The organism is Jeotgalicoccus coquinae, from assembly GCF_014207425.1.
Classification (GTDB): Bacteria; Bacillota; Bacilli; order Staphylococcales; family Salinicoccaceae; genus Jeotgalicoccus; species Jeotgalicoccus coquinae.
On sequence record NZ_JACHFF010000003.1, the window covers coordinates 67854 to 94717 of the forward strand.

Here is a 26864-nt window from a genome sequence, read left to right on the forward strand (position 1 = left end):
AGAAAACTTTAGGGAGGAAAGCTCATTGATAGATGTTAATAGATTTAAATATATGAAAATTGGTTTAGCGTCACCGGAAAAGATCCGTTCATGGTCTTTCGGTGAAGTGAAGAAACCGGAAACGATTAACTACAGAACATTAAAACCGGAACGCGATGGTTTATTCTGTGAGAAAATTTTCGGACCGACAAAAGACTGGGAATGTAGCTGTGGTAAATACAAACGTGTCAGATATAAAGGCATGGTTTGTGACCGCTGCGGTGTTGAAGTTACACGCGCTAAAGTAAGACGTGAAAGAATGGGGCACATTGAACTTGCAGCTCCAGTAACTCACATCTGGTACTTTAAAGGAATCCCGTCACGCATGGGTCTTCTTTTAGACATGTCACCTCGTTCACTTGAAGAAATCATCTATTTCGCATCTTACGCTGTAATTAAGCCGGGACCTACGGGTCTCGAGCCTAAACAGCTGTTAAGCGAACGTGAATATCGTGAATATTACGATAAATTCGGCAATACGTTCACAGCGAAAATGGGTGCTGAAGCAATCAAGGAATTACTTCAGCTTGTAGATTTAAACGCAGAACTGGATATGCTCAGAAAAGAATTGGAAACTGCAACAGGTCAGCGTCTGACTCGTGCGATTAAACGACTTGAAGTTGTTGAAGCGTTCCGTCATTCAGGCAACGATCCGTCATGGATGATTCTTGATGTACTTCCAATTATTCCACCGGAAATCCGTCCGATGGTACAGCTTGACGGCGGACGTTTTGCGACGAGTGATATGAACGACTTATACCGTCGTGTAATTAACCGTAACAACCGTCTGAAACGCCTTCTTGATTTAGGTGCACCGGGGATTATCGTTCAGAACGAGAAACGTATGCTGCAGGAAGCTGTAGATGCGCTTATCGATAACGGACGCCGCGGCCGTCCTGTAACAGGGCCGGGGAACCGTCCCCTTAAATCACTGTCTCATATGCTTAAAGGTAAGCAGGGGCGTTTCCGTCAAAACCTTCTTGGTAAACGTGTTGACTACTCAGGACGTTCGGTAATCGTTGTTGGACCGAGCCTGAAAATGTATCAGTGCGGACTGCCGAAAGAAATGGCGCTGGAACTGTTCAAGCCTTTCGTAATGAAAGAACTTGTAGCTCGTGATTTAGCAACAAACATCAAGAATGCCAAAGGTAAGATTGAGCGTATGGAAAACGAAGTATGGGATGTCCTGGAAGATGTTATTTCAGAACACCCGGTACTGCTGAACCGTGCACCGACACTTCACCGTCTTGGTATCCAGGCTTTCGAAGCGAAATTAGTTGAAGGTCGTGCAATCCGTCTTCACCCATTAGTAACAACAGCGTATAACGCTGACTTTGACGGTGACCAGATGGCAGTACACGTTCCTTTATCTAAAGAAGCACAGGCTGAGGCCCGCATGCTTATGCTTGCAGCTCAAAACATTCTTAACCCTAAAGATGGCAAGCCGGTAGTTACGCCGTCCCAGGATATGGTACTTGGTAACTACTACTTAACACTTGAGCGCGAAAATATGAAGAACGAAGGACACATCTTCAAAGGTATCGACGAAGTCGTGATGGCTTACCAGAATGGTTACACATCACTTCATACTCGTATCGGTCTTCATACGCAGGAGCTTTCTGAAGAGAAAGTTTCAGCTGAAAACAAAGGTAAAATCTTAATGACAACTGTCGGTAAAGTAATCTTTAACCAGATTATGCCGCCATCGTTCCCATATATTAACGAACCGACACGCGAAAATCTTGAGCGTAAAACGCCGAACAAATACTTCATCGACGGTAAAGACATTGGTGAAGGCGGCTTAGCTGAAAAAGTTGGGGAAATGCCTCTTGTTGCACCATTCGACAAGAAATTCCTCGGACAGGTTATCGCAGAAGTCTTCAATAAGTTCCACATTACAGAAACATCTGTCATGCTTGACCTTATGAAAGACTTAGGGTTCAAATACTCCGCTAAAGCCGGTATTACAGTAGGAGTATCAGACATCGTTGTACTTCCTGAGAAGCAGGTTATTATCGACGAGACTGAAGAGAAAGTTGAAAGAGTTCAAAAGCAGTTCTCACGCGGTTTAATTACTGAAGAAGAACGTTATAATGCTGTTATTGAACTTTGGACGAAAGCTAAAGATATTATTCAGGATAAACTGATGGCATCATTACACCGTCTCAACCCGATCTTTATGATGAGTGACTCAGGTGCACGTGGTAACGCGTCAAACTTCACGCAGCTGGCTGGTATGCGTGGACTGATGGCCAACCCGTCCGGTGAAATCATCGAGCTTCCGATCAAATCAAGTTTCCGTGAAGGACTGACAGTACTTGAGTACTTCATTTCAACACACGGTGCGCGTAAAGGTCTTGCCGATACAGCACTGAAAACTGCTGACTCGGGTTATCTGACACGCCGTCTTGTAGACGTAGCTCAGGACGTTATCGTCCGCGAAGAAGATTGCGGTACGGATAAAGGACTTAATGTTTCTGCACTTACAGAAGGTTCGGAATTAATCGAGCCGCTGATCGACCGTCTTGAAGGCCGTTACGTGAAAGAAACAGTAAGACATCCGGAAACAAACGAAGTAATTCTCGGCAGTAACGAACTGATTACGCCGGATATTGCTAAAGAAATTATTAACGCAGGAATCGAAGAAGTTTATATCCGCTCAGCATTTACATGTAATACACGTCATGGTGTATGTGAACGCTGTTACGGTAAGAACCTTGCAACAGGTGAAAAAGTTGAAGTTGGGGAAGCAGTTGGTACAATTGCAGCCCAGTCAATTGGTGAGCCTGGTACACAGCTTACAATGCGTACATTCCACACAGGTGGGGTAGCAGGTAGCGATATTACACAAGGTTTACCTCGTATCCAGGAATTATTTGAAGCGCGTAACCCTAAAGGTCAGGCGCAGATTTCAGAAATTCACGGTACGGTAACGGATATTGAAGTCGTTAAAGACCGTCAGCAGGAGGTCAAGGTTAAAGGTGAGCACGAAACTCGTACTTACATGATACCTGGAGCTGCACGTCTGCTGGTTGAAATTGGCGATAAAGTCGGTCCGGGTGAAGTATTAAACGAAGGTTCAATCGAACCTAAACAGCTGCTTCAGGTAGCCGGTTTAAATACTACACAGGAATATCTGCTTAAAGAAGTACAGAAAGTATACCGCATGCAGGGGGTAGAAATCGGTGATAAGCACGTTGAAGTTATGGTTCGTCAAATGCTGCGTAAAGTTCGCATTATCGATGCCGGAGACACTTCATTATTACCGGGTGCTTTAGTAGAGATTCACACGTTCACTGACGCAAACAAAGAAATCTTCAAACAGAGAAAACGTCCGGCAACGGCGAAACCTGTGCTGCTTGGTATTACTAAAGCATCACTTGAAACGGAAAGCTTCCTGTCAGCAGCCAGCTTCCAGGAAACGACACGTGTCCTTACAGATGCAGCGATTAAAGGTAAGCGCGATGATCTTCTCGGTCTTAAAGAGAACGTTATTATCGGTAAACTTATCCCTGCTGGTACGGGAATGCCTAAGTATAAAGACGTAGAAATAGATGTAGCTGAAAAAGCAGTATCTGAAGATGAAGCAGTTCTTTTAGAAGACTAATTCACGGAAGATATTAATAAGAGAAAAGCATATGTATTTACGGGTCAGATGCATATACACAAGCCGCTCCGGAACGGGGCGGCTTTTTTATAAAAAACTTCGGAAAAGTCCGCGGATTTTTATAGCCATCACGCAATATTTATGTTAGTCTGTTTATGTCTTAACGATATGAAATTTTATATCGGGAATGCTTGACACTGAAGTTGCCGCAATGGTATTATTATTAAGGTTACTTTATGAGGGACTTCGTGCCCGGTCATAAAGGAGACAAAGTGTATTTAGTGTAAGATTTACATCTTACAGATTTTTTATACTCTAAAAATGAACCACCTGGATGTGTGGATTAAGAAAAAGAGAGGAGGACATTCGATTATGCCAACTATTAATCAGTTGATCAGAAAGTCACGCAGTACTAAATCATCAAAATCTGCCTCGCCTGCATTAAACAGAGGGTTTAACAGTCTTAAGAAACGCGTTACTACTGACGCTGCGCCACAAAAACGCGGTGTTTGTACACGTGTAGGTACTATGACTCCTAAGAAACCAAACTCTGCTTTACGTAAATATGCACGTGTTAGATTATCAAATAACATTGAAGTAAACGCGTATATTCCTGGAATTGGGCACAACCTGCAAGAACACAGTGTTGTACTTATCCGTGGAGGACGTGTTAAAGACTTACCGGGGGTACGTTACCACGTAGTCCGTGGTGCACTTGATACTTCAGGTGTTGAAGGCCGCAGACAGAGCCGTTCACATTACGGTGCTAAAAAGCCTAAAGGCGACAAGTAATATTAAGTTACTTTAGCTGTAAAAACAAATTTAAAAAATGATAAAATAAAAGTTGGAAGGAGGATAATTATGCCACGTAAAGGTCCAGTACCAAAAAGAGATGTTTTACCGGATCCGATTCACAACTCTAAGCTTGTGACTAAACTCATCAACAAGATGATGATCGACGGTAAACGAGGAACTTCGCAAAAAATTCTTTATAATGCATTTGATCTAGTACAAGAACGTTCTGGTAAAGATGCTATGGAGGTTTTTGACGAAGCGATTGAAAACATTATGCCACTTCTTGAAGTTAAAGCACGCCGTGTTGGTGGGTCAAACTACCAAGTACCGGTTGAAGTTCGTCCTGAACGCCGTACTACTCTTAGCTTACGTTGGCTTGTGAACTACGCACGTCTGCGTGGGGAAAAGACAATGGAAGAAAGATTAGCTAACGAAATTCTTGATGCTGCAAACAACACAGGTGGAGCAGTTAAGAAACGCGAAGAAAGCCATAAAATGGCTGAGGCTAACAGAGCATTTGCACACTACCGCTGGTAGTATGCATTGCCTTTTAGTATTTAAATCTAATCCATACCTGGAAGGAGCAAAGAATACTCATGGCAAGACCATTTACTTTAGAAAACACTCGTAATATCGGTATCATGGCGCACATCGACGCAGGTAAAACTACGACGACTGAACGTATTCTTTATTACACAGGACGTATCCACAAACTAGGTGAAACACACGAAGGTGCTTCACAAATGGACTGGATGGCGCAGGAGCAGGAACGTGGAATCACGATCACATCTGCTGCGACTACAGCCGAATGGGACGGACACCGTGTAAACATTATCGATACACCGGGACACGTAGACTTCACTGTTGAAGTTGAACGTTCACTACGTGTACTTGATAGTGCGGTTACAGTACTTGATGCACAATCAGGTGTTGAGCCACAAACAGAAACAGTATGGCGTCAAGCGACGACATACGGCGTTCCAAGACTGGTATTTGTAAACAAAATGGACAAAATCGGTGCAGACTTCCAGTATGCAGTAGGCACTGTAAAAGACCGTTTACAGGCAAATATTCACCCGATTCAAATTCCAATTGGTGCAGAAGATAATTTCTCAGGAATCATTGATCTTGTAGAAATGAAAGCTCACCTTTACAGTAATGATTTAGGAACTGACATTGAGACAGTTGAAATTCCTGAAGAACACATGGACAGAGCTGTAGAAGCAAGAGAATCTCTAATCGAAGGTTTAGCTGACGTTAACGAAGACGTTATGGAAAAATACCTTGGCGGAGAAGAACTTTCTCTAGAAGAACTCAAAGCAGCAATTCGTAAAGCGACTTGTGATGTTGAATTCTACCCTGCACTATGTGGTACTGCATTCAAAAATAAAGGTGTTCAATTACTGCTTAACGCGGTAGTAGAATATCTTCCTTCTCCATTAGACGTTAAACCAATTGTTGGTCATAAAGTGGATAATGAAGAAGAAGAATATATTGCAAAACCGGATGATTCTGAGCCGTTTGCAGCATTAGCGTTCAAAGTAATGACGGATCCATTCGTTGGTAAGCTTACTTTCTTCCGCGTGTACTCTGGTACACTTGATGCTGGTTCTTACGTTCAGAACACTACTAAAGGCAAACGTGAACGTGTTGGCCGTATCTTACAGATGCACGCTAACTCACGTGAAGAAATCGCAACTGTGTACTCAGGCGATATCGCTGCTGCAGTAGGTCTTAAAGACACTGGTACAGGTGACACTCTTACACAAGAGAAACTTGACGTAATCCTTGAGTCTATGGAATTCCCTGAGCCGGTAATTCACTTATCGGTTGAGCCGAAGTCTAAAGGCGACCAGGATAAGTTAACGACTGCACTTGTTAAACTGCAAGAAGAAGACCCGACGTTCACAGCCCGTACTGATAAAGAAACTGGACAAGTTATTATCGGCGGTATGGGTGAGCTTCACCTGGACGTACTTGTTGACCGTATGAAACGTGAATTCAAAGTTGAATGTAACGTTGGTGCGCCAATGGTATCTTACCGTGAAACATTTACTGTACCTGCGAAGGTTCAAGGTAAATTTGCCCGCCAATCCGGTGGTCGCGGTCAGTTCGGTGACGTTCACATTGAATTTACTCCAAACGAACAAGGTGCCGGTTTCGAATTCGAAAACGCAATTGTCGGCGGGGTAGTTCCACGTGAATATATTCCATCTGTAGAAGCTGGACTTAGAGATTCTATGGAAAACGGTGTTCTTGCCGGTTATCCACTAGTTGACGTTAAGGCTAAACTTTACGATGGTTCATACCACGATGTCGATTCATCTGAGATGGCGTTTAAAGTTGCTGCATCACTTGCACTGAGAGAAGCTGCTAAAGTTTGTAAAGCTGTTCTTTTAGAGCCGATGATGAAAGTAGAAATCGTTATGCCGGAAGAATATTTAGGAGACATCATGGGTGACGTAACAAGCCGTCGCGGACGTGTAGATGGTATGAACGCTCGTGGTAACGCTCAAGTCGTTAACGCATTCGTTCCACTATCGGAAATGTTCGGTTACGCAACGTCATTACGTTCTAACACACAAGGTCGCGGTACTTACTCAATGGTATTCGACCACTATGAAGAAGTTCCTAAATCAGTATCTGAAGAAATCATCAAGAAAAACACTGGCGAATAATTCATATACTTGATTTTTTAGAATAAATGCTTTATAAGTGTTGTAAGAAAGACATCGAGACGGGCTCGTCCCGTTCTCGGGTTTTATATAAAAAATAATGTTCTATATAAGGAGAGGTATTTTACAATGGGTAAAGAAAAATTTGACCGTTCGAAAACACATGCCAACATTGGTACTATTGGTCACGTTGACCACGGTAAAACAACTTTAACAGCTGCTATCGCAACTGTATTATCTAAACACGGTGGCGGAGAAGCACAAAGCTACGACATGGTAGACAACGCACCTGAAGAAAAAGAGCGTGGTATTACAATTAACACGTCTCACATCGAGTACGAAACTGAAAAACGTCACTACGCACACGTAGACTGCCCAGGACACGCTGACTATGTTAAAAACATGATCACTGGTGCTGCACAAATGGATGGCGGTATCTTAGTAGTATCTGCTGCTGATGGCCCAATGCCACAAACTCGTGAGCACATCCTTCTTTCACGTAACGTAGGTGTACCTGCACTTGTTGTATTCTTAAACAAAGTTGACATGGTAGACGACGAAGAACTACTTGAATTAGTTGAAATGGAAGTTCGTGAATTACTTTCTGAGTATGACTTCCCTGGCGACGACGTTCCAGTAATCTCTGGTTCAGCTCTTAAAGCACTTGAAGGTGTTGAAGAGTACGAACAAAAAATTCTTGACCTTATGAACGCTGTTGATGAGTACATTCCAACTCCGGAACGTGACTCTGACAAGCCATTCATGATGCCAGTTGAGGACGTTTTCTCAATCACTGGCCGTGGTACTGTTGCTACAGGACGTGTTGAGCGTGGACAAGTTAAAGTCGGCGAAGAAATCGAAATCATTGGTATCACTGAGTCTAAGAAAACAACTGTTACAGGTGTAGAAATGTTCCGTAAGCTTCTTGATTACGCTGAAGCTGGTGACAACATCGGTGCTCTTTTACGTGGTGTATCACGTGAAGACATCCAGCGTGGACAGGTTTTAGCTGCTCCAGGATCAATCACACCACACACAAACTTCAAAGCTGAAGTTTATGTTCTTTCAAAAGAAGAAGGTGGACGTCACACTCCATTCTTCACTAACTACCGCCCACAGTTCTACTTCCGTACAACTGACGTAACTGGCGTATGTAACTTACCTGAAGGAACTGAAATGGTTATGCCTGGTGACAACGTTGAAATGACAGTAGAACTTATTTCACCAATCGCTATTGAAGACGGTACACGTTTCTCAATCCGCGAAGGTGGACGTACTGTAGGATCAGGCGTTGTAACTGAAATCCAAAAATAATAATTTTTGAATTGTTATAACTATAAAGAAAAGAGCTGAGATTTTATCTCAGCTCTTTTTTGTGCTTATTTTTATTTTGATGTTATCTTTTATCGAAATTTAAAACTGCTTTCAGGAGTGTTTCGACACCTGTCTTCATACCGTCTTCGTCGATATCGAACAAAGGATGGTGATGCGGTATATCTGCATTCTTCTCGCTGTTATGTACACCTGTGTAAAAGTAGCATCCCGGTTTTTCCTGGATGAAGTAGGAGAAATCTTCGCCGCCCATTGCGGGACCGACTTCTTCAACACCTGACACGAACGCTGCACCTTCTCTCACGTTATCCACAACGTAGTCGAGGAGGGCGTGATCGTTTTTCATCGACGGATAACCGTACATAATTTCAAGGTCTGCATTGACGTTGAAACTTGCGCTGATACCGAGACAGATCTGTTCGAGCCGTTTCGCTGCAATTTCCCTTACTTCCGGCGTGTAGGTTCTGAACGTTCCTTTAATTTCTGCTGTACCCGGTATAACGTTGAATACCGTACCGGCATTGTACGCGCCGATAGTTACGACCGCAGAGTCCAGAGGGCTGACGGATCGCGACACAATCGTCTGTACTTGCTGAATCAGCGATGCTGAAGCAATGATCGGATCGTGAGTGACCTGCGGTGTTGCACCGTGTCCGCCAAGTCCGCGTACCGTAATTTTAAATGAATCTGCATTAGCGTACATCGTATCGTAGTTATATTTAATCGTACCAACCGGGAATTTAGTGGAAACATGAGTCCCGAATACATAATCGACATCGTCGAGCGCACCGTCTTCAATCATTGCTTTAGCACCGCCCGGGAGCAGCTCTTCTGCGTGCTGGTGAAGGAATACAACGTTGACCGGCAGTTCTTCTTTGTGTGCTGTTAAAATTTTAGCCATCGTAATGAGCATGGCTGTATGCGCATCGTGACCGCATGCATGCATAACGCCGGGTGTTTTAGATTTATAAGGCACATCTTTCTCGTCGTGAATCGGCAGTGCATCAAAGTCTGCGCGGAGTGCCACAGTTTCGAAGTCGCCGTTCACATGAAGACGTGCAACGATGCCGTTGCCGCCGACATCCTGTCTGATATCGAGACCGAGATCTTTTATCTGGTCATAAATCCATTTTTTCGTATTCATTTCCTGGAAAGAGATTTCAGGATGCTGATGCATATATCTTCGAAGTTCCACCATTGAATCGTAGTGGTCATTTATTACTTGTTTTATATCCATTATCGGGACTCCTTTTCTAAATACGTAAATACAGATTCCAGCATAACGCTCACTGCATTAACCATACCCTTTTCATCAATATCGAAATGAGCGTGGTGGTGAGGGAAATCTGCTTTAAAGCTTGAGTTTCTGACACCTGTATAAAAGAATGTACCGGGGACCCGCTGCAAATAATAAGAGAAGTCTTCTCCGCCGAGATCCGGTTCCAGTCTGATAGTTTCGTTGACTGTGGAAATTCTCTCTGCACTTTCAAGTACAATGTCCGTCATTTCATCGTCATTGACTACAGGCGGATAACCTTTCATATAGTCGAGATCGAATGATACACCGGTCGTTCTGACCAGTCCTTCAAGTGTCCGGTTAAGTTCTTTAATCATCGTTTCCTGCATTTCATGATTAAATGAGCGGATTGTTCCGCCGATTGTCACTTCATCCGGTATAACGTTATGCTGATTGCCCGCATTGAACATCGTAATCGACAGCACGACTGAATCCATTGCGTTCGTGCGTCTCGTTACTGCGTACTGCAGCTGGTTGCAGAGTGCAATACCGGCTGCGACGGGATCGATTGTGTCGTGGGGACGTGAAGCATGTCCGCCGCGCCCTTTTATTTTAATAGTAAAGTCATCAGGAATACCTGTCGCCGTGCCGTACTTGTATCCTATTTTTCCGACGTCGAGCGACGTTGATACATGCTGGCCGAATATGGCATCGACACCGTCGAGGCAGCCGTCTGCAATCATCTGAATCGCACCGCCGGGATCAACTTCTTCCGCGTGCTGGTGAATGAAGACGATATTGCCTTTCAGTTCGTCTTTCATTCCGCTTAAAATTTTAGCGGCAGTCAGGACGATTGCCGTATGTGCATCGTGCCCGCAGGCATGCATGACACCGGGCACTGTTGATTTATACGGTGTATCTTTCAAATCCTGGATAGGCAGTGCATCGAAATCAGCTCTTAACGCTACAGTAGGAAGCGATTTATCGACAATCAGGCTGCCGACTACACCGCGTCCGCCGATGCCTTCACGCACGTCGATATCGAGACTGCGCAGATAATCTGCGATGTAAGCAGGAGTATGAATTTCCTGAAACGACAATTCCGGATACATGTGAAGGTGTCTCCGGAGCTGAACCATTTCGCCAAACTGCTGATTAACTGCTTTTTCAATTGTTGTTACGTCCATTTGATCACCGATTCTTTTTCCAGAATTTTCATGAACATCATCAGTGCTGTTTCCATTGCATCTTCGTCGATATCAAACATATCGGTATGGTGCGCAGGAGTCGTTTTTTTGTCTTCGTTTCCTGTACCCGTGTAGAAGAACGCGCCGGGTTTATCTAAAATATAATACGAGAAATCTTCGCCGATCATTAAAGGATCTGCTTCTTTAAACGGCAGACCGAGTTCTTTGGCTGCATCTTCAATGATCTGTGCTTCTGTTTCGTGATTTATAACAGCGGGATAGCCGAAATTGTACTTCATATCGGCAGTTGCACCGCGTTTTTTAGTAGTGTATTCCACTTCGTTTTTAAAGATTTCATAAATTTTTTCTTTTACTTCCTGTTTGAATGTACGGACAGTACCGGTAATTCTAACCGTATCGGGGATGACGTTGAATGCATCTCCGCCGTTGACACTGCCGACAGTAACCACTGCGTTGTCAATCGGTGAAATCTGCCGCGATACTGCTGTCTGAAGATTCGTAATCAGTTCTGCTGCAACGACAATCGGATCAACTGTCAGATCCGGGTACGCAGCGTGGCCGCCAGAGCCCTGCAGCGTAATGTAGAATCCGTCCGGACTTGCAATCATTGCACCGGGTTTAGTCTGGACTTCGTGCGTCTCGAACTGGCTCCAGTAATGCTGGCCGTAAACTTTATCGATACCGTCAAGAACATTATCATCAACCATGGATTTTGCGCCGCCCGGCTGTACTTCTTCGCCGTACTGGAAGATAAACGACACAGTGCCGCTTAAATTGTCTTTATTAGCCACTACAGTGTCCACGAGCGCTAAAAGGGTGCTCGTATGACCATCGTGCCCGCAGGCATGCATAGCACCCGGATTTTGCGATTTATAAGGCACATCTTTCTGGTCCTGAATAGGGAGTGCGTCAAAATCAGCGCGGACAGCAATGTGCGGACTGCCCGATCCGATAGAAGCAACGATACCGGCACCTTCGTTTTCATCGTTTACACCGACGTTTTCACGAATGTTCAGTTCAGGATGCTGCTCGAGCTTACCTAAAATAAACTGGTATGTTTCTTTCTCTTTAAATGATACTTCCGGATGCATATGCATATGTCTTCTGTTTGTAACCATCTCGGGAAGCTTTGATGATGCGATATCTTTAATGCTCATGATTGAACCTCCATAACTGTTTTCTATTCATATTATCAGAGCCGGGGGAACTTTAAAATATAAACCGCTTAAAAGTTAGAAAATTACAACAATATAAACTATTTGTTATCGCTCTAAGAAAGCGCTTAGATATGCTAAAATGTTAGGTAAGGAGGGGACGTATATGTCACAAAAATTAGAACAGTATTTACAATCGAATTTAGAGTATTTGAAGGACAACGGCTTATACAATGAAATAGATGTAGTAGAAGGTGCAAACGGTCCTGAAATTACGGTGGCAGGCAAGAGCTTAATTAACTTATCATCGAATAACTATTTAGGTCTTGCAACAGATGAAAAACTGAAAGAAGCAGCGATCGAAGCGATTAAAACTCATGGTGTAGGTGCAGGTGCGGTACGTACAATCAACGGTACGCTCGATCTGCACGTAGAGCTTGAAGATACACTTGCAGAATTCAAGGGTACTGAAGCAGCGGTTGCATTCCAGTCAGGATTCAACTGTAATATGGCGGCAATCCAGGCGGTAATGAACAAAGAAGATGCGATTTTATCGGATGAGTTAAACCACGCATCAATTATCGACGGATGCCGTTTATCAAAAGCTAAAATTATCCGCGTAAATCATTCGGATATGGACGATCTCCGCCGGAAAGCGAAAGAAGCGGTGGAATCAGGACTTTATAAAAAAGTAATGTACATCACAGACGGTGTATTCTCGATGGACGGGGACGTTGCAAAACTTCCAGAAATCGTTGAGATTGCTAAAGAATTCGACTTAATTACTTATGTCGATGACGCGCACGGATCAGGCGTAATGGGCAAAGGAGCCGGCACAGTTAAGCACTTCGGCCTGGAAAAAGAAATCGACCTGCAGATGGGTACTTTATCGAAAGCAATCGGAGTTGTCGGCGGATACGTTGCCGGATCTCAGGATTTAATTGATTACCTGAAAGTAGCGGCACGACCGTTCCTGTTCTCAACTTCATTAACACCGGGAGATACGAAAGCGATTACTGAAGCGGTTAAAACTTTAATGGCTTCAACTGAGCTGCATGATAAGTTATGGGAGAACGGTGATTATCTGAAAGCCGGCTTAAAAGATTTAGGCTTTGAAATTGGTAATTCAGAAACTCCGATTACACCTTGTATTATCGGTGACGAGAAGAAAGCACAGGAATTCTCGAAACGTCTTAAAGAAGAGGGCGTTTATGCGAAGTCAATCGTCTTCCCGACAGTGCCAAAAGGTACGGGTCGCGTAAGAAACATGCCGACAGCGGCACACACGAAAGAAATGCTCGACAAAGCGCTTGAAATTTACGCAAAAGTCGGCCGTGAAATGGGAATTATCAGCTAAAACATAAACTTTTCGAATAAGGGGAAACAATCATGGAACGAATTATAGTTACAGGGGCGCTCGGCCAGATTGGAACAGAGTTAACCGTTAAATTAAGAGAAATTTACGGTGAGGACAATGTTCTGCCGACAGATATTAAAGAACCTGTGGATTCACCGCTTGAGGGCAAAGCTTTCGAAATACTGGATGTTACGGATTTCGAAGCGATGGAACACACTGCACGTGAATTTAAAGCAGATACAATTATGCATCTGGCAGCGCTGTTAAGTGCGACATGTGAAAAAGATCCAATGCTTGCATGGAACATTAATATGGGCGGGCTGGTTAACGCACTGGAAACAGCGCGTAAACTTAATCTGCAATTCTTCACGCCAAGTTCCATCGGTGCGTTCGGTCCGGAAACACCGAAAGTAAATACACCGCAGACGACGATTCAGCGCCCGACAACAATGTACGGCGTCAACAAAGTATCGGGAGAACTGCTGTGTGATTACTACTTTGAGAAATTCGGCGTGGATACTCGCGGCGTGCGTTTCCCGGGACTTATTTCACACGTGAGAGAGCCCGGCGGCGGTACGACGGATTACGCTGTGGAAATTTACTTTGAAGCGGTGAAAAACGGCAAGTACACATCATTTATCGGTAAAGATACATTTATGGATATGATGTATATGGATGACGCGATTCAGGCGATTATCGACTTAATGGAAGCGGACGGCAGCAAGCTTGAAAACCGCAACGCATTTAATGTAACGAACATCAGTCTTGAGCCGGAAATGGTGGCAGCATCAATCCGCCGTCACTATCCGGAATTCGAATTAAATTACGATGTTGATCCTGTCAGACAGGGTATTGCCGAAAGCTGGCCGGACAGCATCGACGCATCTGAAGCGAAACGCCAGTGGGGCTTCAAGGCATCTTTTGATTTGGATAAAATGACTGATACAATGATAGAAGCGATACAGAGCAAAAACCGGGCCGGGATTTAATAACAAGGTCCCGTCCGGTTCGTGGAGGGTGACGAATGAACCGTATACTTTTATACGATAAGGATGGGACACTGTTAAATTTTCATAAGCTGTGGACACCGTATGCCAAAAAGTGCATTGATGAATTCGCAGAAGATTTTGATGCTCAAAACATAAAATCGGAAGTGGCCGGGAAACTGGGCTATATCGATGGGGAGATTAAAGCGAACTCGACGATTGCCTCCGGAACCGGCAGCGATATTCACAAAGTTTTTGAATCGTTCAGAGAAGGCGGCGGAGAATGGGCGAAAGAATTTTACGAATCCAATCTCCAGATGCTTGCTGACGATATGGTATTAATTGACGGCGTTAAAACTGTGCTCGAACACGGTTTAACTAACGGTTATAAAAACGTGATTGTCACGAGCGACAGCAGAGACTCGACTTTAAGATTTATCGAGAAATTTGAGCTCGAACCGTACATATTCGATGTGATATGCGGCGACGACAACGACTATCATAAACCGCAGTTCGGTTTTATTAAGGACTTTATCGACAAACACGAGTATCCGATTGAGGAACTTGTAATGATCGGCGACAATGCTGCCGATACACTGCTTGGTTACGATGAAGGGCTCTATACAATCGGAGTGCTGAGCGGTACAGGACAGCGCGAGCACCTTGCTGGTGCGGACCGGATTGTCGACAGTATTAAAGATTTATACGATGCAGACGGGAAGTTTATTCTCGATGCATGAAGTATATATGAGAGCGGCAATTGAAGAAGCGAAAAAAGCAGAAGCACTCGGCGAAGTGCCAATCGGGGCAGTCGTTGTAAAAGACGGAAAAATTATCAGCCGTGCACACAATCTGCGGGAAACATCACAGAATCCCACAACACATGCAGAACTGCTCGCTATTCAGGCAGCCTCAGAAGCAGTCGGGTCATTCCGGCTGGAAGACTGTACATTATATGTCACGCTCGAGCCATGTGTCATGTGCTCCGGCGCGATAATAATGTCGCGGGTACCATTAGTAGTATACGGCGCGCCGGACCCTAAAGGGGGAACGGTGGACAGTCTGATGAATCTGCTGGACGAGCCTCGGTTTAACCACCGGGCCGAAGTTGTGAGCGGAGTGCTGCAGGAAGAATGCAGTGCGATGCTGAAAGCTTTCTTTAAAAATTTAAGATTAAAAGCTAAACAGAAAAAAAACTCCCAGCCGGGACCGTGATGAACGGGCCGGGGGAGTTTTTTTATTTTATTTGAAATTGTCGTAATTTAATTGCTGTTCAATCTTTAAATATACCAGGGAAGTAATAACATTTATATAGAAAATAGTAAGAAACGGTATTTATAAGAATCCAAAAAAATCCAAAAGTCAGTGACTTTCTGCAGTATCATCAGCAGTTTTACGAAAATTGATTAAACATGACTTTTTTAAAAGAAAAACGTACTTTTCGCCTATATATAGAGTAAGAGGTACTTTTTATTTTAAAGGAGGAAATTGGATGTACTTAAATAAAAGAAGAATGCCGCTGGAACTTTTATATTACAATGCGTTGTCATTTAGAAAAGAACTCAGCCGCCAGGAAAAGTACGAAAAGGAGAAAATTCAAAGAGGATATGAAGGTGAATGTCAGTACGATCAAATTTTAGATGAAGCAGGCCATGACAATATTTATGTAATTAGAGATGTTTATCTGAAAACAGGTAATACAGATACCCAGTATGATACGATAATTATTTCTGAAAATAGAGTCGTTATTAATGAAATTAAAAATTATACAGGGGATTACCGGTATGAAAATAACAGATGGTTTAGAAATAATAAAGATATCAATGATAATGCTTTTGCTCAGCTGGACAGAGCGAAAGGGAAACTGATGAATCTGATGGATGAGGCTGAGCTGCATGTGAAAGTGGAAGCGGCACTGGTATTTACCAGTGATGACTTGAGGCTTTCTTCCGAAGATCAGCGAATTTGGCAGGAAACTATTGTGCGCAACCACCTGAGAAACTATCTCCGTCAGTTTTATAATGAATATCTGGGAAACAAAGCAAAAAGTATAGCTAATCTCATACGTAACGCCGTAGTTGAGAATACCTACTTTAAAGAAACAGCAGATATTAACCAATTGCGACGCGGTTTATATTGCGGTGAATGCGGCAGCTTTAATCTGATAAAAAAACGATTCCAGTTTTGTTGTGCAGAATGTGAGACGGTTGAAAGCTCAGATTCACATTTGTTGCGTGCAATGCATAACTATAAATATTTATTTTATAACCAGCCAATGACTCAGAGTTCCCTTACTTATCTGATTAACGATGAAATTAACAGAAGTACAATTTACCGTGCTTTCCAAAAGTACTGTCACATAAATAGAAAAGGAAATTATACGACTTATACTTTGAAATATCAGGATTTAGAGGAAGCGCTGGAGCTTCATCGGAAAACTCAGCGCTATAAAGATAAATTAGTGACGAATAGATAAAAATTGTGCGTAAATGGGTTAGGAAGTTCAATGAGCGCCTTTCATAGAGATCCGCATCGCTTGGAAGTTCAATGAGCGCCTTTCATAGAGATCCGCATCGCTTGGAAGTTCAATGAGCACCTTTCATAGGAATCCGAATCGTTTAGAAGTTCTATGAGCACCTTTCATAGGAATCCGCGGCGTTTAGAAGTTCCATGAGCGCCTTTCATAGAGATCCGCGGCGTTTAGAAGTTCCATGAGCGCCTTTCATAGAACTTCCAACCCGGCAACCCAACCAAAAAAGACCGAAACTCAAATGTTTCGGTCTTCACTATCTATCTATTATCTATTTATTTCTGATATCTCAGTCTGCTGAATGCGTCGTGCTGGTGAATGCTTTCTTCGTTGCGGCATTCAAGCTCGAAGCCTTTAACCCAGTCCAGCTCAACTAAGTCGTATGCTACAAGACGGATAAGGTCTTCAACGAAACGCGGATTTTCGTATGCGCGTTCTGTCACCATTTTCTCATCTGTGCGTTTTAGAATCGGGTAGAGCTGGCTTGATGCATTAATTTCCAGCACTTCATATAAGTCTTCTTTATAAGTTGCAGGGAGTTCAACGCTGTCATCGATGTCGATTAACACTTTAACGTTGCCTCGCTGGTTGTGTGCACTGTATTCACTGATTTCTTTCGAGCATGGGCAGAGTGTAGTCACCTGTGCTGTCATACCGAATTGTTTACGTGTGAATTTCTCACCGTCGAATTCAGCTGAGTAGATAACGTCTGCGTTAGCAATCGCATCAAGACCTGTGCCTGGTGATGGTTTGTTAAAGAACCATTTACCGTCGACAGTAAGTTCTGCTGAATTCTGTTTCATGCGGTCACGGAGTCTTGTAAGCAGTTCTTTGATTGTTTCAAAGTTAAGTGGAACACCACCTCTGTTTACAGTTTCCAGTGATTCAATTAAGCGGCTCATATTAATGCCTTTTTCATCTTTTTCAAGACTGGTTGCCAGCTCAAAGTTTCCGACTGACTGGAAATCACCGATAATTACAGGATAAGTTAAATTATTAATGCCGACAGAGTCGACTTCAAAAAGAAAGTCTTTACGTGAGTTTTGTAAATCTGCCATATCTTCTTTATTTTTTGGTTTAGTACCTTCAACAGGATCTACGGAACCAAAATATTTAAAACGACCTTCTCGCGTCGTTAAGTCAAATTCTTCCATTTACAATGCTCCTTAATCAATTTCGTAACTGTAAAAGTTCTCGTATCTCATCCAGCGGTTACGTGCATCGTCGCCCTGCTGTGTATCTGAAGCAAGATCTTCGAGCAGTTTACCTGTCTGTGAACGATGAGCTGCCATGACATCCAGTTTCCGTTCTGTATAGCCGTCAATATCAATTACGATATCGGGTTCGCCAAGGTCATCAAAAGTACGATTATCAAATGCAACAAGCTGAAGTGCCGGACGTTTATCCTGCGGCATCTCTTCAAGTGCTTCCAGGACAGCGTCTGCAGTCGCCTCATGATCCGGGTGTACTGAATAGCCGGGATAGAATGTAATAATACGTGATGGCGAAAGTTCTTCAATCATATCGGTAATTACGCCTCTAAGTTTACCATGTTCTTCGAATTCGAGTGTTTTGTCCCGGAATCCGAGCAGGCGGAGATCGTCAAGGCCCATAATACGCGCTGACTCTTCGACTTCGGCTTTACGGACAGAGTGCAGTGACTCGCGTGTTGCAAATGGCGGATAGCCCAGATTGCGGCCCATATCGCCGAACGTCAGACATGCATATGTAACAGGCACTCCCGCATCTCTGTATTTCATTATTGTTCCGCTGACTCCGAATGCTTCATCATCGGGGTGCGGGAAAACAACAAGTACGTGATTTTCCTGTGAAAAATCCATGTGATTTCCTCCTACTTAAAGAATGGTTTCGTTGAAATTTCAAGTGCTGAAGCGAGTTTTCCGTCGGTATTAAAACCGTGCATGATAAACTCCCCGTTTTCGCCCTCGATATAATGCGTTAAACCGAGAACGTAAACCCAGCCGCCGTTGTCGAGCTTTAATCCGACACGGTATTCTTTCGAACGGTTCCCGCCGCGGATTGTCGCCTGAATGAACTCCACCTGAATGTTACGGAGGAATGTTCCTGCGTTAAAGACATTGCCATCCAGATGGCTCGCATACATGCCGCTCGTAATTTCAACATGTAAGTAGACCGGTGTATTTTCGTAAGTTGTTAAGATTTTCTGGACATCCTGTTTCACTATTTTCTTCATTTCCATGAATAGCAAACTCCTATAATCATAATATCGGTGACACATTAAAAGAGATAGCAAGCTATCTCTTAGTTCAATACTTTATCTACAACTTCGATTTTTTCCACTGAATTGTACGCGCCGTGTCTTACAACACCGACGTGTTCATTCATCTGCCATCCGTTTTTAATAGCGCTTGTAACGAATGCTTTTGCCAGCTGAACTGCTTCAAGCGGCTCTTTTCCGTTCGCAAGGTTAGCTGCGATTGATGCTGCAAAAGTACATCCTGCACCGTGGTTAAATGCAGTATCGAATTTTTTAGATTCAAGCAGGTGAAGTTCACTGCCGTCGTAAAATACGTCGATTGCCGAATCTCCTTCGATTCCTGTACCACCTTTAACGACAACGTAGTTTGCACCCTTAGCGTGAATTAATTTAGCCGCTTCTTTGATTTCTTCGAGTGTACGGGGCGTTTTAACACCCGCTAAGTGGCCCGCTTCAACCAGGTTCGGTGTAACGACCGTTGCATTCGGAATCAGATTCTCGATCATTGATTCCACAAGACCGGGGTTCAGAACTTCATCGTCACCTTTACAAACCATTACAGGATCGACGACGAAATGCTTGGCATTTGAATTTAAAAATGCTTCCTTCGAAAGTTCTACAACTTCTTCTGAAGGCAGCATCCCCGTTTTAATTACATCGGGATTTAAAGATAATGCTGTCTCGAGCTGATTTTTAACATCTTCTATTGGGATTGGGCTCACACGGTGAGACCAAGTTGACGGCTCCATTGATACTACTGTTGTTAAAACACTGAAACCGTAAGTTTCGTGTTCCTGAAAAGCCTTTAAATCTGCTGCGATTCCAGCGCCGCCGCTAACGTCGGTACCGGCTATTGTTAACGTTTTTGCAAGTGCCATTATATTGCCCCCTAATTCTACTGATAGATATTGTCATTTTACTATAATTAGCCGTGTAATTCTAGAGCATTGCTTACAACGATGATATAATGAAATTTTAGTATGGAGGTGCGTTAATAAATGGCTGAATTAAACTGGGAAGAGATCTTCCGCAGTATTACAAATAATCATGATTTTACGACGATGAGACAGACGTTAAATGAACGCTACAGAAACGGGGAAGTGTATCCGCCAGAAGAACAGGTGTACACGGCATTTGAATTAACGCCGTTCAACGGTATTAAAGCTGTAGTTCTCGGGCAGGACCCGTATCACGGCAAAGGCCAGTCACATGGACTTGCGTTTTCGGTAAACAAAGGTGTTAAAATACCGCCGTCACTCCGCAATATATATAAAGAACTGGAAAGCGACCTTGGAATTGTCAGGACAACGGGTAATTTATCGGATTGGGCGCGTGAAGGTGTGCTGCTGTTAAATACAGTGCTGACAGTGGACGCAGGTGATGCAAACTCGCACCGTGGACTTGGCTGGGAGCAGTTTACGGATGACGTCATCCGCACGATTTCTGACGAACTGGAACATGTGGTCTTTATTTTATGGGGCAAACCCGCACAGCAGAAAATTAAATTAATCGACACAGACAAGCATAAAATAATTACATCAGTGCACCCGAGCCCTTTATCTTCTTACAGAGGATTCTTCGGCTCAAAACCGTTCAGCCAGACGAACGACTATCTGGAGTCGGTCGGACGCGGTGCAATTGACTGGAGTGAACAGAATGAATAAGCGTATTGCAGCAGAATTACAGAAGGAATTGAACTATATAGAAGCGGGCGACGATGTGGAAAAGCATGCTTATGCGATGGAGAAGCTGCTTGGCCTGCTGACAGCTTCCGACGATAAACATCCGGAACCCGCGGCGAAATTAGAAGATAATGTGACAATACGCCGTGCACCTGTTGCTAAACCGGCGACAGACGAGGATGATGACGGTAACGGCAGAGATATTTTTGATTTTTAACGGAGGTTACACGTCATGATGGTATTTATCGTCACCGGTATATTGTTTTTTATACTTACTTTTGTACTCGGCAGATATAAAGAAAAATTGAAAGAACATAATCAGCAGCTGTGGCAGAAAGCATTGAAGTACATCAGATATATCTCGCTGCTGCTGATTGTTGCAGGACTGTTATATGTACCGCAGGTGCAGATATTGAAAATCGGCGGGTGGCTGCTGATCTTCAGTCTGGTTATGTACTCAAGTTCGCTGTATCTTATATTTATTAAAAACAGAGAGTAAAACAGGAGGATTCATTCGATGAAATTATTCGTTATAATCGGTGCGATAAACGCATTTATCGCCGTGGCATGCGGTGCATTCGGTGCGCACGCACTTGAAGGAAAGCTGAGCGAGCACTATTTAGACATATGGGAAACCGCAGTTAAATACCAGTTTTACCATGCACTTGGACTTATCGCTATCGGAATTTTAATCCAGGTAACAGGCGCACAATTCTTAGTCGCTGCAGGATGGTTCATGACAGCGGGGATTGTGTTCTTCACAGGATCACTGATGGTGCTGGCATTCACAGGGATTTCAATTCTTGGTGCAGTTACACCAATCGGCGGCGTTATGTTCCTGATCAGCTGGACACTTGTTATTATTGGAATCGCAAAACTATAGTATTGAACTTGGAGCCGGGACATTTTGTCCCGGTTTTTTTATTTTTGGGGAAGGGTGGGTGTTGGAAGTTCTATGAACCGCGCTCATAGGAATCCGCAACGTTTATCACCTCTTCAACCCACTCAATTTAAATTAAATCACACAAAAATGTTTACAAATTACGCCAAAGGTTATATAGTTATATACATAGATATATAACCAGGTGACTAAAGAAGGAAAATATAAATAGATTACAGGTTAAGGATGGGAGGATGCGATGTGTCGAATCTGCTGAATGAGAAAAAGCCGATTTATGAACAAATCAGAGATTGGCTGGCGGATCAGATTATTGATGAAACGCTTGTCGAACACGATAAAGTACCGTCGACCAATGAAATCGTCACGTATTTTAAAGTGAATCATATAACTGTTTCAAAAGGTGTTACAGAACTTGTGGAAGAAGGCGTATTATACAAAAAAAGAGGTGTAGGAATGTTCGTGGAAGAAGGTGCACGGAACACACTGCTGGCAGCGAGAAGAGAAGGGTTTGTTGAAGAATACCTGAAACCGATGCTTGAAGAAGCGAGAAAACTCGATTTAACAGAAAGTGATATACAAAAAATGATTAATGTAAACGGGAGTGACAAATAATGACTTTAAAAATAGAAAATGTAGATTTAAAAATTAAAAAAGACACGATACTGACGGATATCAGCCTTGAGCTTGAGCCGGGGAAAATTTACGGGCTGCTGGGACGTAACGGTGCGGGGAAAACTTCACTGCTGTCGCTGATTGCATCGTACAGAAAAGTGAACGCCGGCAATATTACCCTGGATGGTAAAAAAGTATATGAGCAGGATGACGTAATGCAGCACATCAACTTCCTGTATAACCCGAAAGATACGTCGGCAGAAAATGATAAGGTAACGGAATATATTGAATCCGGCATGATTTTCCGCAATGATTTTGATAAAGAGTATGCGTACCGCCTGCTTGATAAATTCGATATCGATACCGGCAAAGCATACAGCGCACTGTCCCAGGGGCAGCAGGCGGCTGTAACAGCAACGCTTGGTCTCGCATCACTGTCGAAAGTAACGATTTTTGATGAAGTGACGAACGGCATGGATGCACCGACGCGCGAACTGTTTTACAGCGAAGTGCTTGAAGCGGCAAACCGCGAGGAACGTATTATTATCCTTTCGACGCACATTATTTCGGAAATGGAGCACTTATTCGATGACATTATTATGATTCATAAAGGACAGGTTCTGCTTCATGAACCGACGTATGAACTGCTTGAGAAGGGTTATACTGTTGCCGGTAAAGCGGAAAGAGTCAGAGCATTTACGGAAAATAAAAATGTGATTAACGTAAAATTCCTGGGAGCGCTCCAGATTGATACGGTGCTTGGCAGAGTCACACCGGAAGAAATGGATATCGCAGCAGATGAGCATCTGGATATTTCGCCGTTGAAACTTCAGGAGATGTTCATCAGTCTGACGGATAAACAGAAAGACGGGAAGTGATTAAATGATTGCCCGTAATAAAAAAACGATAAAGAAATTTATGCTGTGGATTTTTATTGCTGTGCTGGCGATGACAGTGTTTCTCGGTGTGAGTATTTATTTCAGTGATGATACAGGAGATATTTATTATCAGGGATTCTTCAGTTCGCTAAAAATTGCGACGCTGATATCCGGTCTGATTGCTGTAATTACGCTTAAGAAATATGTCGCGCGGGGAATGTCGCGGAAAACTTTTTTTAAAGACAGCACATTGTCTATTGTCATGATCAGTTTGTATTCACTGTTATTAATAAATGTATTCGGCTGGATACTGAACAAAGTTCCGGCACTGGCAGGACAAATCTTAACAAGTGAGTATATTGAAAATATGATACTTCTAAACGCATCTGCATTTGTCGCAGCATTGCTGTTTTACTATGTAGGACTTACGATATATTTCAGTTTCAGAATTAATGGATGGTTTGGAACATTAGTAAGCATAGTACTGGGTGGGTTTACAGGCTATATGAGTTTTACGGATATGCTGTTAAACAATCCGGGTCTGTACTTCCTGAGCGCCGGTGCTGCAGCACTTATATTTGGTTATCTCGCTTTCCGTACAGTTACGGCAGCGTATATTAAAATTTAAAAGGAGTGATACTATGACTGCTAAATTAAAAGATATGACGAAAATTTTTACGAGTATATTTCCGGTATGGTCGCTCTGGTATATCGGAATTCTGCTGATAGTCTATATTATCTCGAATATTTTTTCAACTGATGGGATGGCATCATTTTTCGGTTTCGGGATGACGGCGAACCGAACATATCTGCTCGTGCTCGCAATTATTACCACGCTGATGTTTACTGAATGGGCAGTGAACATGGGAGTTTCGAGAAAGACATTTTATAAATCAATGATGATTACGGGACTGGTGACAGCGGTGTTTGTAACAGCGGTAGTTGCTGTAATCTCATTCGGACTGTCATTTACACCATTCAGAGGGGATTATCTGCTCGTGGAAGATCTGCGTTATTTAACCAACTTTGAATATGTGATATTCCACTTCTTAAGCGGACTGCTGTTCTGGGCGGCTGGAGTGCTGATTGCCGCTTCTTTCTACAGAGGTTTCTGGCGTGGCATGCTGTCTGTTTTAGCGGGAATCACGGCAATAATGCTGCTGTTATTTAATGAAGACCTGCTGAACTATTTTGGTGCAATCGGCAATATGACCGTCTATCTGGGATTCGCATTAATGCTGCTGCTGATAGTGATATACAACTGGATTGCATATGCAGTCGTTAAAAATATACCGGTAAAATTCGGATAATGATAAAAGAATCTCACTCGGGTGAGGTTCTTTTTCTGTATGAAAAGCACTCTTCAACAAATGATGAACAAAGAGGCGTATAGTTATATACAGAGGCTTTTTTTGAAAGGAAGGATAACTATAGACCACATAAATATTACTGCTAAACGTTTAATCTTATACATTTCAGGTTTGTTTTTTCTTTCTCTCGGAGTCAGTTTTTCTATTCAGGCAAATCTTGGCGTATCGCCTGTTTCCTCATTAGCTTATGCATTCACACTTTCTGCGGGAATCTCTATCGGTCTGATGACGATAGCGGCGAACATTCTGTTTATTACTCTTCAAATCATTTTAAGCAAAAAATTTAATTTAAGAGAAGCAATCGTTCAGCTGATGATTACTTTCCTTTTTGGTTTTATGATGGATTTTACATTATTCCTCGTACAAATATTGCCGGCACCTGAAACATGGATTATGCGCAGTGCATTTTTAGTAATCAGTTTATTTGTTGTTTCAACAGGACTGCTCGGTTATTTCAGCGCAAAATTCCCGTTGATGCCATATGATGAATTAACACACGTAATCAGTGAAAAGTTCAATATGCAGTTCAGCAAAGCTAAAATTACGAGTGACTTGTTGAACGTTGCTGCAGCAGGTCTCATCTGTATTATCTTTATTCAGTCACTCGGCTCAATAGGTATAGGCACATTAATTGCGGCGTATTTTATCGGAAAAATTACCGGCTGGATGATGAAGGAATATCAGCATCATTTAATAGACTGGTCGGGACAGCGTAAAGCAATCGCAGAAGAAGTAATAGAAACTGCAGAGCCTGGAAACGATACGGAATTCGAAGAAGAATTGCCAGAGCCTTTTGAAAATCCAACAGCCCCATAGCAGACAGAAGGAATCTCATTTGAGATTCTTTTTTTATGCAAACAGGCTTTTACTTTCATTCTGATAAAATGTTTAATAACATATTACGAAATACAGAAAATAAAAAGTGAAAGGAAGCTTATCATGAACCGTATGCCGTTTTTTGATAATGCGAGATTAATTTTAATTTTTCTCGTAGTGTTTGGTCATATGATTCAGCCGTTTGCGTCTGATTCACAGCTGATCAACTCGATTTATGCATTTATATATATATTCCATATGCCAATGTTTATAATGCTGGCAGGCTTTTTCGCCAAAGGCATCGGTGAACCGAAGTACATTTTAAATCTCGCTAAAAAACTGCTGCTGCCGTATTTAATATTCCAGGGACTGTACACCGTGCTGTATTTCCTGCTCGGACGTGAGGAATGGTACACAGGCATCCTGCACCCGCAATGGGCAATGTGGTTTTTAGTCAGTCTGTTCTGCTGGCACATCCTGCTCGTACTTTTTAAACGAATTCCGGCAGTGGCGAGCATCCTCGCAGCGGTATTTATCGGCCTGGCTGTCGGCTACGTCGACCTGTCTTCATACGGCCTCAGCCTGTCACGCACGTTCGCATTCTTTCCGTTCTTTTTAGCGGGTTACTTTATGACGAAAGAGCATGTGAAGCTGATAAAGACCAGGAGCTTAAGTATCGCAGGTATTATATTTATGATGGCGCTGTTTACATTTATTTATCTCTTTATCAACGTAGACGTAACGCTCGATACAGGCTGGCTGTCCGGTGCAGTTGCGTACAGACGTCTTGAAGCGGAAATCAGCGGCGGGCTGATGCGCCTCATTATTTATATTCTGGCGGCGCTCTTAATCATCAGCATGATAGCGTTAATTCCGTCCGGCGATTTCGGCTGGCTGACAAAAATGGGCGAGAAGACGTTATACGTTTATCTGCTGCACGGATTTATCATTCAGCCGTTCAGGGAGTTTGAAATACTGTGGTATAACCATTGGTATGAAACGTTCTGGTTCGTGCTGCTGTCGGCACTGGTGGTCATAGTGCTGTCGAGCAGACCGGCAGTGGCGCTCACGCGGCCGCTTGTTGAATTGAAATGGAAAAAATAATGGTGGGAAAATCGGTGCGGGAGCCTGAATGGCTCCTGCACTTTTTCATTTTATGTATTTTCCTGTCATGAACGGGTAATAGATATTAATAAGATATTTTACATAATTAAATAACGGTAATGGGGGATTAACATGAACATAAATGTTAGTGAACTGATGCCATTTCTAATTCCGTTAATAATTCTGCAGCTGCTGTTAATGGTTTCCGCGTTAACGATGATTGCCCGGCAGCGGCGTTTTAAATATTTAAACAGAGCAGCGTGGATAATAATCGTAGTTGTTTTTAATATTGTCGGGCCTGTCCTGTATTTCGTGCTGGAACGCAAGTAAATGTAAAAATGA

28 protein-coding genes are annotated in these 26864 nt (G+C 43.0%); 21 read left to right on the forward strand and 7 right to left on the reverse strand.

Annotation, left to right across the window (positions count from 1 at the left end):
* The first annotated feature begins 25 nt into the window (after positions 1-25).
* The 5 genes from rpoC (at position 26) to tuf (ending at position 8430) form a co-directional block, all read left to right on the forward strand.
* Entirely contained in the window at positions 26-3646 is a 3621-nt protein-coding gene (rpoC, locus tag HNR41_RS09120) for a DNA-directed RNA polymerase subunit beta' (protein ID WP_184283914.1), read from the forward strand.
* Between the two features lie 372 nt (positions 3647-4018).
* Positions 4019-4438, forward strand: coding sequence for a 30S ribosomal protein S12 (rpsL, locus tag HNR41_RS09125; protein ID WP_184283916.1), 420 nt, complete (start codon positions 4019-4021; stop codon positions 4436-4438).
* Positions 4439-4507: 69 nt separating this feature from the next.
* Positions 4508-4978 (forward strand): 30S ribosomal protein S7, encoded by a 471-nt coding sequence (gene rpsG / locus HNR41_RS09130; protein WP_026860143.1) that lies wholly within the window; start codon positions 4508-4510, stop codon positions 4976-4978.
* 59 nt (positions 4979-5037) lie between these two features.
* Positions 5038-7119 carry an elongation factor G gene (gene fusA, locus HNR41_RS09135; protein WP_184283918.1) on the forward strand — a complete coding sequence of 694 codons (2082 nt, stop codon included), beginning with the start codon at positions 5038-5040 and terminating at the stop codon, positions 7117-7119.
* Positions 7120-7245: 126 nt separating this feature from the next.
* Entirely contained in the window at positions 7246-8430 is a 1185-nt protein-coding gene (tuf, locus tag HNR41_RS09140; protein ID WP_184283920.1) for an elongation factor Tu, read from the forward strand.
* 82 nt (positions 8431-8512) lie between these two features.
* Here the strand turns inward: tuf and HNR41_RS09145 are convergent, their stop codons facing one another.
* The 3 genes from HNR41_RS09145 to HNR41_RS09155 are packed head-to-tail and all read right to left on the reverse strand — an operon-like array spanning position 8513 to position 12050.
* A complete protein-coding gene (locus HNR41_RS09145) occupies positions 8513-9685 on the reverse strand; it encodes a M20 metallopeptidase family protein (RefSeq protein WP_184283922.1) in 1173 nt (390 codons plus the stop codon).
* On the reverse strand, positions 9685-10872 hold the full coding sequence (locus HNR41_RS09150; RefSeq protein ID WP_184283925.1) for an amidohydrolase: 1188 nt from the start codon (positions 10870-10872) through the stop codon (positions 9685-9687). Before HNR41_RS09150 ends, HNR41_RS09145 begins: the two co-directional genes overlap by 1 nt.
* Positions 10863-12050, reverse strand: a complete 1188-nt coding sequence (locus HNR41_RS09155; RefSeq protein ID WP_184283927.1) for an amidohydrolase — start codon at positions 12048-12050, stop codon at positions 10863-10865. The genes HNR41_RS09150 and HNR41_RS09155 overlap by 10 nt, the downstream gene beginning before the upstream one ends.
* A 163-nt stretch (positions 12051-12213) precedes the next feature.
* Between HNR41_RS09155 and HNR41_RS09160 the strand changes: the two genes are divergently transcribed.
* From HNR41_RS09160 to HNR41_RS09180, 5 genes are all read left to right on the forward strand, one after another.
* Positions 12214-13404: a glycine C-acetyltransferase gene (locus HNR41_RS09160; protein WP_184283929.1), complete on the forward strand. Its 1191-nt coding sequence runs from the start codon at positions 12214-12216 to the stop codon at positions 13402-13404.
* A 32-nt stretch (positions 13405-13436) separates the two neighbouring features.
* Positions 13437-14393: an NAD-dependent epimerase/dehydratase family protein gene (locus HNR41_RS09165; protein ID WP_184283931.1), complete on the forward strand. Its 957-nt coding sequence runs from the start codon at positions 13437-13439 to the stop codon at positions 14391-14393.
* A 35-nt stretch (positions 14394-14428) separates the two neighbouring features.
* A complete protein-coding gene (locus HNR41_RS09170; protein ID WP_184283933.1) occupies positions 14429-15130 on the forward strand; it encodes an HAD family hydrolase in 702 nt (233 codons plus the stop codon).
* Complete coding sequence (gene tadA / locus HNR41_RS09175; RefSeq protein ID WP_184283935.1) at positions 15123-15605, forward strand: tRNA adenosine(34) deaminase TadA; 483 nt, start codon at positions 15123-15125, stop codon at positions 15603-15605. Before HNR41_RS09170 ends, tadA begins: the two co-directional genes overlap by 8 nt.
* 187 nt (positions 15606-15792) lie before the next feature.
* Positions 15793-16866, forward strand: a complete 1074-nt coding sequence (locus HNR41_RS09180) for a nuclease-related domain-containing protein (protein ID WP_221432916.1) — start codon at positions 15793-15795, stop codon at positions 16864-16866.
* A 329-nt stretch (positions 16867-17195) separates the two neighbouring features.
* On the opposite strand, the gene folE2 is transcribed toward HNR41_RS09180, so the two are convergent.
* The 4 genes from folE2 to thiD form a co-directional block, all read right to left on the reverse strand.
* Positions 17196-18074 carry a GTP cyclohydrolase FolE2 gene (gene folE2 / locus HNR41_RS09185; RefSeq protein ID WP_184283939.1) on the reverse strand — a complete coding sequence of 293 codons (879 nt, stop codon included), beginning with the start codon at positions 18072-18074 and terminating at the stop codon, positions 17196-17198.
* A gap of 12 nt (positions 18075-18086) precedes the next feature.
* A complete protein-coding gene (gene bshB2, locus HNR41_RS09190; RefSeq protein WP_184283941.1) occupies positions 18087-18761 on the reverse strand; it encodes a bacillithiol biosynthesis deacetylase BshB2 in 675 nt (224 codons plus the stop codon).
* An 11-nt stretch (positions 18762-18772) separates the two neighbouring features.
* Positions 18773-19135 (reverse strand): DUF1806 family protein, encoded by a 363-nt coding sequence (locus HNR41_RS09195; protein WP_184284314.1) that lies wholly within the window; start codon positions 19133-19135, stop codon positions 18773-18775.
* Between the two features lie 68 nt (positions 19136-19203).
* Positions 19204-20037 carry a bifunctional hydroxymethylpyrimidine kinase/phosphomethylpyrimidine kinase gene (gene thiD, locus HNR41_RS09200; RefSeq protein WP_184283944.1) on the reverse strand — a complete coding sequence of 278 codons (834 nt, stop codon included), beginning with the start codon at positions 20035-20037 and terminating at the stop codon, positions 19204-19206.
* A gap of 120 nt (positions 20038-20157) precedes the next feature.
* On the opposite strand from thiD, the gene HNR41_RS09205 reads away from it, so the two are divergent.
* The 11 genes from HNR41_RS09205 to HNR41_RS09255 all read left to right on the forward strand — a co-directional run bounded on the left by HNR41_RS09205 (position 20158) and on the right by HNR41_RS09255 (position 26852).
* Positions 20158-20823, forward strand: a complete 666-nt coding sequence (locus HNR41_RS09205) for a uracil-DNA glycosylase (RefSeq protein WP_184283946.1) — start codon at positions 20158-20160, stop codon at positions 20821-20823.
* On the forward strand, positions 20816-21058 hold the full coding sequence (locus HNR41_RS09210) for a hypothetical protein (protein WP_184283948.1): 243 nt from the start codon (positions 20816-20818) through the stop codon (positions 21056-21058). Before HNR41_RS09205 ends, HNR41_RS09210 begins: the two co-directional genes overlap by 8 nt.
* A gap of 15 nt (positions 21059-21073) precedes the next feature.
* Complete coding sequence (locus tag HNR41_RS09215; RefSeq protein ID WP_184283950.1) at positions 21074-21340, forward strand: DUF423 domain-containing protein; 267 nt, start codon at positions 21074-21076, stop codon at positions 21338-21340.
* Between the two features lie 18 nt (positions 21341-21358).
* Entirely contained in the window at positions 21359-21724 is a 366-nt protein-coding gene (locus HNR41_RS09220) for a DUF423 domain-containing protein (RefSeq protein ID WP_184283952.1), read from the forward strand.
* A 258-nt stretch (positions 21725-21982) separates the two neighbouring features.
* On the forward strand, positions 21983-22354 hold the full coding sequence (locus HNR41_RS09225) for a GntR family transcriptional regulator (protein ID WP_184283954.1): 372 nt from the start codon (positions 21983-21985) through the stop codon (positions 22352-22354).
* Positions 22354-23232 (forward strand): ATP-binding cassette domain-containing protein, encoded by an 879-nt coding sequence (locus tag HNR41_RS09230; RefSeq protein ID WP_184283956.1) that lies wholly within the window; start codon positions 22354-22356, stop codon positions 23230-23232. Before HNR41_RS09225 ends, HNR41_RS09230 begins: the two co-directional genes overlap by 1 nt.
* Positions 23233-23236: 4 nt before the next feature.
* Entirely contained in the window at positions 23237-23860 is a 624-nt protein-coding gene (locus HNR41_RS09235; RefSeq protein WP_184283958.1) for a hypothetical protein, read from the forward strand.
* Positions 23861-23873: 13 nt separating this feature from the next.
* Positions 23874-24542, forward strand: a complete 669-nt coding sequence (locus tag HNR41_RS09240; protein WP_184283960.1) for a hypothetical protein — start codon at positions 23874-23876, stop codon at positions 24540-24542.
* A 120-nt stretch (positions 24543-24662) separates the two neighbouring features.
* Complete coding sequence (locus tag HNR41_RS09245) at positions 24663-25418, forward strand: YczE/YyaS/YitT family protein (protein ID WP_229714995.1); 756 nt, start codon at positions 24663-24665, stop codon at positions 25416-25418.
* Between the two features lie 132 nt (positions 25419-25550).
* Positions 25551-26522, forward strand: coding sequence for an acyltransferase family protein (locus tag HNR41_RS09250; RefSeq protein WP_229714990.1), 972 nt, complete (start codon positions 25551-25553; stop codon positions 26520-26522).
* A 132-nt stretch (positions 26523-26654) separates the two neighbouring features.
* Positions 26655-26852, forward strand: a complete 198-nt coding sequence (locus HNR41_RS09255) for a PLDc N-terminal domain-containing protein (protein WP_184283964.1) — start codon at positions 26655-26657, stop codon at positions 26850-26852.
* The last annotated feature ends 12 nt before the right edge of the window (positions 26853-26864 follow it).

Bases quoted from the DNA above. Each gene is read 5' to 3' on its own strand.
- rpsL (WP_184283916.1), top strand. From the start codon at position 4,019: ATGCCAACTATTAATCAGTTGATCAGAAAGTCACGCAGTACTAAATCA.
- rpsG (WP_026860143.1), top strand. From the start codon at position 4,508: ATGCCACGTAAAGGTCCAGTACCAAAAAGAGATGTTTTACCGGATCCG.
- fusA (WP_184283918.1), top strand. From the start codon at position 5,038: ATGGCAAGACCATTTACTTTAGAAAACACTCGTAATATCGGTATCATG.
- tuf (WP_184283920.1), top strand. From the start codon at position 7,246: ATGGGTAAAGAAAAATTTGACCGTTCGAAAACACATGCCAACATTGGT.
- HNR41_RS09145 (WP_184283922.1), bottom strand. From the start codon at position 9,685: ATGGATATAAAACAAGTAATAAATGACCACTACGATTCAATGGTGGAA.
- HNR41_RS09150 (WP_184283925.1), bottom strand. From the start codon at position 10,872: ATGGACGTAACAACAATTGAAAAAGCAGTTAATCAGCAGTTTGGCGAA.
- HNR41_RS09155 (WP_184283927.1), bottom strand. From the start codon at position 12,050: ATGAGCATTAAAGATATCGCATCATCAAAGCTTCCCGAGATGGTTACA.
- HNR41_RS09160 (WP_184283929.1), top strand. From the start codon at position 12,214: ATGTCACAAAAATTAGAACAGTATTTACAATCGAATTTAGAGTATTTG.
- HNR41_RS09165 (WP_184283931.1), top strand. From the start codon at position 13,437: ATGGAACGAATTATAGTTACAGGGGCGCTCGGCCAGATTGGAACAGAG.
- HNR41_RS09170 (WP_184283933.1), top strand. From the start codon at position 14,429: ATGAACCGTATACTTTTATACGATAAGGATGGGACACTGTTAAATTTT.
- tadA (WP_184283935.1), top strand. From the start codon at position 15,123: ATGCATGAAGTATATATGAGAGCGGCAATTGAAGAAGCGAAAAAAGCA.
- folE2 (WP_184283939.1), bottom strand. From the start codon at position 18,074: ATGGAAGAATTTGACTTAACGACGCGAGAAGGTCGTTTTAAATATTTT.
- bshB2 (WP_184283941.1), bottom strand. From the start codon at position 18,761: ATGGATTTTTCACAGGAAAATCACGTACTTGTTGTTTTCCCGCACCCC.
- HNR41_RS09195 (WP_184284314.1), bottom strand. From the start codon at position 19,135: ATGAAGAAAATAGTGAAACAGGATGTCCAGAAAATCTTAACAACTTAC.
- thiD (WP_184283944.1), bottom strand. From the start codon at position 20,037: ATGGCACTTGCAAAAACGTTAACAATAGCCGGTACCGACGTTAGCGGC.
- HNR41_RS09205 (WP_184283946.1), top strand. From the start codon at position 20,158: ATGGCTGAATTAAACTGGGAAGAGATCTTCCGCAGTATTACAAATAAT.
- HNR41_RS09210 (WP_184283948.1), top strand. From the start codon at position 20,816: ATGAATAAGCGTATTGCAGCAGAATTACAGAAGGAATTGAACTATATA.
- HNR41_RS09215 (WP_184283950.1), top strand. From the start codon at position 21,074: ATGATGGTATTTATCGTCACCGGTATATTGTTTTTTATACTTACTTTT.
- HNR41_RS09220 (WP_184283952.1), top strand. From the start codon at position 21,359: ATGAAATTATTCGTTATAATCGGTGCGATAAACGCATTTATCGCCGTG.
- HNR41_RS09230 (WP_184283956.1), top strand. From the start codon at position 22,354: ATGACTTTAAAAATAGAAAATGTAGATTTAAAAATTAAAAAAGACACG.
- HNR41_RS09235 (WP_184283958.1), top strand. From the start codon at position 23,237: ATGATTGCCCGTAATAAAAAAACGATAAAGAAATTTATGCTGTGGATT.
- HNR41_RS09240 (WP_184283960.1), top strand. From the start codon at position 23,874: ATGACTGCTAAATTAAAAGATATGACGAAAATTTTTACGAGTATATTT.
- HNR41_RS09250 (WP_229714990.1), top strand. From the start codon at position 25,551: ATGCCGTTTTTTGATAATGCGAGATTAATTTTAATTTTTCTCGTAGTG.
- HNR41_RS09255 (WP_184283964.1), top strand. From the start codon at position 26,655: ATGAACATAAATGTTAGTGAACTGATGCCATTTCTAATTCCGTTAATA.